This window comes from uncultured Granulicatella sp., from assembly GCF_963528195.1.
Classification (GTDB): domain Bacteria; phylum Bacillota; class Bacilli; order Lactobacillales; family Aerococcaceae; genus Granulicatella.
This window is the reverse complement of the sequence record NZ_CAURVN010000065.1, coordinates 1-4,806: the sequence shown is the minus strand read 5'-3', so window position 1 is coordinate 4,806 and position 4,806 is coordinate 1. Positions and strand designations below refer to the sequence as shown.

Genomic DNA, 4,806 nt, shown 5'->3' with positions numbered 1-4,806 from the left:
AGAGACGACTTAAGTCGTCTCAAAAAAAGTCTAACTTTTTGGGGTCACTTCATTGCAAAGAGGACTTTTTACGCCAAAGTGTAGAAGCCCTCCTTTTTTATTCTCAAAAAACCAAAACAGAGAACATAAAAAGGAGGATAGCACAATGGGTAAAAAAGAATATTACATCTATGTTAGGGGAAAAGCTGTACCTGTAAGTGAAGAAGTTTATAAAACCTATTGGAAGATAACAGAGCATGAAAAGTATCTCCAGAGAAAGGATTGGAAGTATAATGTAATTTCATTTTCAGCATTAGATTATGATGGACACTTTGTAGATAACATCATAGATGAAAGAATAGACTTAGAAAAAATTGTAGAAGTCAAAATGCAAATTGAAGAACTAAACAAGTCATTAAATGTTTATTCCCTAAGGCTAAAATTATTATTGATCCATTTCATATTATTCAAGCTTTAAACAGAGAATTAAACAAGACAAGAACAAGAAAAATGAATCAAGTACGCTATAAGGATAGACGACTTTAAAATAAATTAAAACGTTACTGGAAACTAATATTAAAGAATAGAGATGAACTTCAATCATACAACTATAAGTATTACAGATTATTCGATTGGTTAACACATTCTCAAGGAATTGTAGATTATTTATTACAAGAAGTTCCTACATTAAAACCTGAATATGAAACAGTCCATCAACTAAGAGAAGCATTTCAAGAACGTGATTTCAATGAATTTAAAGAGGGATGATCGATTTGCTACGAATTAAAAAAATATTGGAGCAGATGTTTCGGATAACAGCTTTTTGGTAACATTATTAGATGGGCGCTGGGTTTAGTAGATAAAAATTTAAGAAATGTAGTTATAGAGATTTTGGTTTGATAGTTAAAAAAAGAAACGCACTATGACTACTGATTTGAATGATAGTGACTAATGAAAACATTCCCCCGCAAGAATTTCTTGTCGGGGGATATTTCCATTTATTGAAACTTCTTATACTGTTCTTTCAACGCTTCTTCGAATTTCGAAGTTGGGTCTGGGTGGAAGTATTGTGCATGTTTGAGTGTATCTGGTAAGTATTGTTGTTTTACCCAGTGATTTGGATAGTTATGTGGGTATTGGTAATTCGTTCCTCGTCCTAGTTTTTGGGCTCCTTGATAGTGTGCATCTTGTAAGTTCGAAGGGATTTTTCCTGATTTTCCTTGTCTGACATCTGAGAGTGCTGCATCAATGGAGAGAATGGCTGTATTCGATTTAGGGGAGAGGGCTAATTCAATAACGGCATTCGCAAGTGGGATTCTTGCTTCTGGTAACCCGAGTTTTTCGGCAGCTTGTACGGCTAATACGGCACGACTGGCTCCTGCGGGGTTTGCTAATCCGATATCTTCATAGGCTATGACCAATAATCGTCTAATTAATGTAATGAGTTCACCTGCTTCAATGAGTCTTGCCATATAGTGGAGTGCTGCATCTACGTCACTTCCTCGAATTGATTTTTGGAATGCGGAGATGACGTCATAATGTTGATCTCCGTTTTTATCATGTGCGAATACTTTTCTTTGTAGGCAGTTTCCTGCGATTTCTTCTGTAATAATAATTTTTCCATCTTCATTTGCTGGAGTAGATTTCACGGCTAATTCTAATGCGTTTAGTGAACTTCTCACGTCGCCATTTGAAAAATGGGTGAAGGTGTGCATTGCTCCGTCTTCGACTTCTACATTATATTGTCCTAATCCCTTTGTTTCATCTGTTAATGCACGGTTGAGTGCTTGATGAATTTCTTCTGGTGTAAGTGGGATCAGTTCGAAAATTTGCGTTCTACTGCGAATCGCTGGGTTAATGGCTATATAAGGATTTTCAGTAGTGGCTCCTATTAAAATAACACGTCCATTTTCTAAGTGTGGAAGAAGAAAATCTTGTTTTGGTTTATCTAAGCGGTGAATTTCATCGAGTAATAAAATGACAGTTCCACTCATCTTTGCTTCTTCAATAACGATTTGTAATTCTTTTTTTGTATCTGTCGCAGCATTTAATGTACGAAAGGCATACTTCGTTGTTCCTGCGATGGCACTGGCAATACTTGTTTTTCCAATTCCAGGAGGGCCATATAAAATCATGGAAGAGAGTTGTTTAGCGGCAATCATTCGAGCGATTATTTTTCCAGGTGCTACTAAATGTTGTTGTCCGACAACTTCTTCTAAGCAAGTGGGTCTCATTCGGTATGCTAATGGTTGATTTTTCATAATTCTCCTCACTTTCTGTTCTTTCTATTGTAGCATAGTTTAAATACTTACGTGAGTCAAAAATATTTACCTTATTTTGAAAAATATACTATACTAGTAAGAGTAGAAAATAATAGATGTAAAATTTTATCCAAAAGAAAGGGCGATATCGTTGCATTATTTAGATTATGCTGCCACTACACCAGTTGTAGAGGAAGTGAAACAAGCAATTTTTGAAGAAATGGCATATTTTGGCAATCCTTCTAGTGTTTATCAAATTGGACGTACTCAAAAACAAAAGATTCAAGCTGTTAAAAAAGAGATATTACAAGAATTACATGCTGCTACGAATGATTCCATTATTTTTACGGGTTCTGGTTCAGAAGCGAATAATTTAGTGTTTGAATCGATTTATCAGCATTTTGCAAAAGAAAAAGGAGAAATTATTATTTCAGGAATCGAGCATCCTTCGGTTAAAAAATCTGCAGCCTATGCTGAACAATTAGGATTCACGATTGTTCAGTTAGCTCCTGATGAGTCAGGTTGTATTTCTGTGAAACAAGTGGAAGAAGCTTTAACTGTGAAGACACGTTTAGTGTCGATTATGACGGTTAATAATGAAACTGGAGCTTATCAACCGATTCAAGAAATCGGTGAGTTATTAGTCGAACATCCTGCTTATTTCCATACAGATGCAGTTCAGGCATTTGCGCAAGAAGAAATTAATGTAACGTCTGCTCACATTGATTATTTATCTGCTTCAGGTCATAAAATTCATGCGCCGAAAGGAATTGGATTTTTATATAAGAAGAAAGATGCTCCCATTCATGCACTCATTAAAGGTGGCGGACAAGAACAAGGATGGAGAGCAGGAACTGAAAATGTTCCTTATATTGTTGGTTTCCAAAAAGCTCTTGCATTAGCCATTCAAACGAGAAGCGAGAAGAAGAGCAAATACCTTGAATTATCTCAATACCTACAACAACAATTAACAGCTCGTCAAATTCCGTTTGAAATTAATGGGGATGTATCAAGAAAGAGTCCGCATATTTGTAATGTTTGGTTAAAAGGGATTCCTGCTAGTCAAACATTAATTATGTGTGATTTACATCAAGTAGCTGTCTCAGCGGGATCAGCATGTTCTGCAGGAAGTTTAGAGCCTAGTCCTGTATTATCACTCATGTATCCAGAAAATAAGAGTAGAGTGACTGAATCTGTTCGTTTATCATTTGGAGGAGAGACAACTATGGAAGATATTGATGCATTTATTTCCTCAATATCCTCGATTAAACGTCCATAGTATGCTAAACTAGAAGAAAGTGATGAAAGGAAGTGTTCATATGGCATTTACTCAAACAGCAACATTAAAAAATTCAAATCATGTGTATCGTGTATCTCCAACAGTAAAAGGATATACATTAAGAGATAATGGATTTGTCGAAACAAAAGCAGGTAATTTCCAATTAATTCGCAGTTTAGATGACTTAGTAGTTGGACATCGTGGATTAAAATTAAAAGTTTCAGTCGATAAAGCAATGAAACAATTAAAAATTTCAACCACAACAAAAGATGGACTTCAAACTGTTCAATTATATGGAAATGAAAAAAACGCATATGCGATTGAAAAACTAGAATTTATTCTAGAAGGATTAGTAGAACGTGGCGTATTAGAAGAAGTATAAAAAAAACGAGACAGAGTTTACTCTGTCTCGTTTCTATACATAGCACGGGAAGGTATTCCGATCACTACTATTGTAGATCTTCTTCGTGAGGGAGTGGCTTAAACTGCGCCACGAAGCTTAAAGTATCGCCAAAATAAAGATTTTCGCCTGGGATCTCATAGAGTTCCTGCATGCGCTTGCTTAAAGAGTATGGAAGATTCGTAGAATCTTTTTCATACTTCGTTAAAGTATCTTTATTAATTTTTAGGTATTTGGCGGCTTCTAAGAGTGTCAAATTACGATTAACCCGTGCTGCTCGTAAAGATATTATCATACACTTATGCCCCCCTTTTACCAATAATAATTGTAGTGAAAATAAATTTATTTGTCAAATGTGTATAGGGCTATAATTCCTATCGTTATCGTATTTAAGAAGATTTTGAGAAAAATTTTTTGAAAAAATTTTTAGAAAGTGATATAAAATTGATACAGCGACCTTCAAATCGTTAAAACAGAAAAAATTAGAAATGATGGTGAATGAATGAATAAGGAAAATATCCGAGTAATTGTCGGAATGAGTGGTGGAGTTGATTCTTCAGTGACAGCTCTTTTATTAAAACAAGCTGGATACGATGTAATTGGTATCTTCATGAAAAACTGGGATGATACAGATGAAAATGGTGTTTGTACAGCAACAGAAGATTATAAAGATGTAGCAGCAGTAGCTGAACAAATTGGCATTCCATATTATTCTGTTAATTTTGAAAAGGAATATTGGGATCGTGTATTTGAATATTTCTTAAAAGAATATCGATTAGGAAGAACTCCTAATCCAGATGTAATGTGTAATAAAGAAGTAAAATTCCAAGCGTTCTTAGAATATGCTCTTCAATTAGGAGCAGACTATGTAGCAATGGGACATTATG

4 protein-coding genes and 3 pseudogenes are annotated in these 4,806 nt (G+C 34.9%); 5 read left to right on the top strand and 2 right to left on the bottom strand.

The annotated features are described in order from the left end of the window. Window positions 1-145: 145 nt before the first annotated feature. Both RWR88_RS08515 and RWR88_RS08510 read left to right on the top strand, forming a co-directional pair. A pseudogene (locus RWR88_RS08515) lies at window positions 146-400 on the top strand (sigma-70 family RNA polymerase sigma factor); the annotation flags it as partial. Next, window positions 388-741: pseudogene (locus tag RWR88_RS08510) on the top strand (transposase); the annotation flags it as partial. The pseudogenes RWR88_RS08515 and RWR88_RS08510, both read left to right, overlap by 13 nt. A 236-nt stretch (window positions 742-977) precedes the next feature. Here the strand turns inward: RWR88_RS08510 and RWR88_RS08505 are convergent. Next, entirely contained in the window at window positions 978-2,240 is a 1,263-nt protein-coding gene (locus RWR88_RS08505; RefSeq protein WP_314451827.1) for a replication-associated recombination protein A, read from the bottom strand. A 151-nt stretch (window positions 2,241-2,391) separates the two neighbouring features. Here RWR88_RS08505 and RWR88_RS08500 point away from each other — a divergent pair, with 151 nt between their 5' ends. Together RWR88_RS08500 and RWR88_RS08495 are read left to right on the top strand one after the other, a co-directional pair. After that, window positions 2,392-3,519 (top strand): cysteine desulfurase family protein, encoded by a 1,128-nt coding sequence (locus RWR88_RS08500; RefSeq protein ID WP_314451824.1) that lies wholly within the window; start codon window positions 2,392-2,394, stop codon window positions 3,517-3,519. 40 nt (window positions 3,520-3,559) lie between these two features. Next, window positions 3,560-3,901: a cysteine desulfurase gene (locus RWR88_RS08495; RefSeq protein ID WP_006702737.1), complete on the top strand. Its 342-nt coding sequence runs from the start codon at window positions 3,560-3,562 to the stop codon at window positions 3,899-3,901. A gap of 67 nt (window positions 3,902-3,968) precedes the next feature. Here RWR88_RS08495 and RWR88_RS08490 read toward each other — a convergent pair whose 3' ends face one another. Then, window positions 3,969-4,214, bottom strand: coding sequence for a helix-turn-helix transcriptional regulator (locus tag RWR88_RS08490; protein ID WP_006702736.1), 246 nt, complete (start codon window positions 4,212-4,214; stop codon window positions 3,969-3,971). 207 nt (window positions 4,215-4,421) lie between these two features. On the opposite strand from RWR88_RS08490, the pseudogene RWR88_RS08485 reads away from it, so the two are divergent. Then, window positions 4,422-4,806, top strand: a pseudogene (locus RWR88_RS08485) (tRNA 2-thiouridine(34) synthase MnmA); the annotation flags it as partial.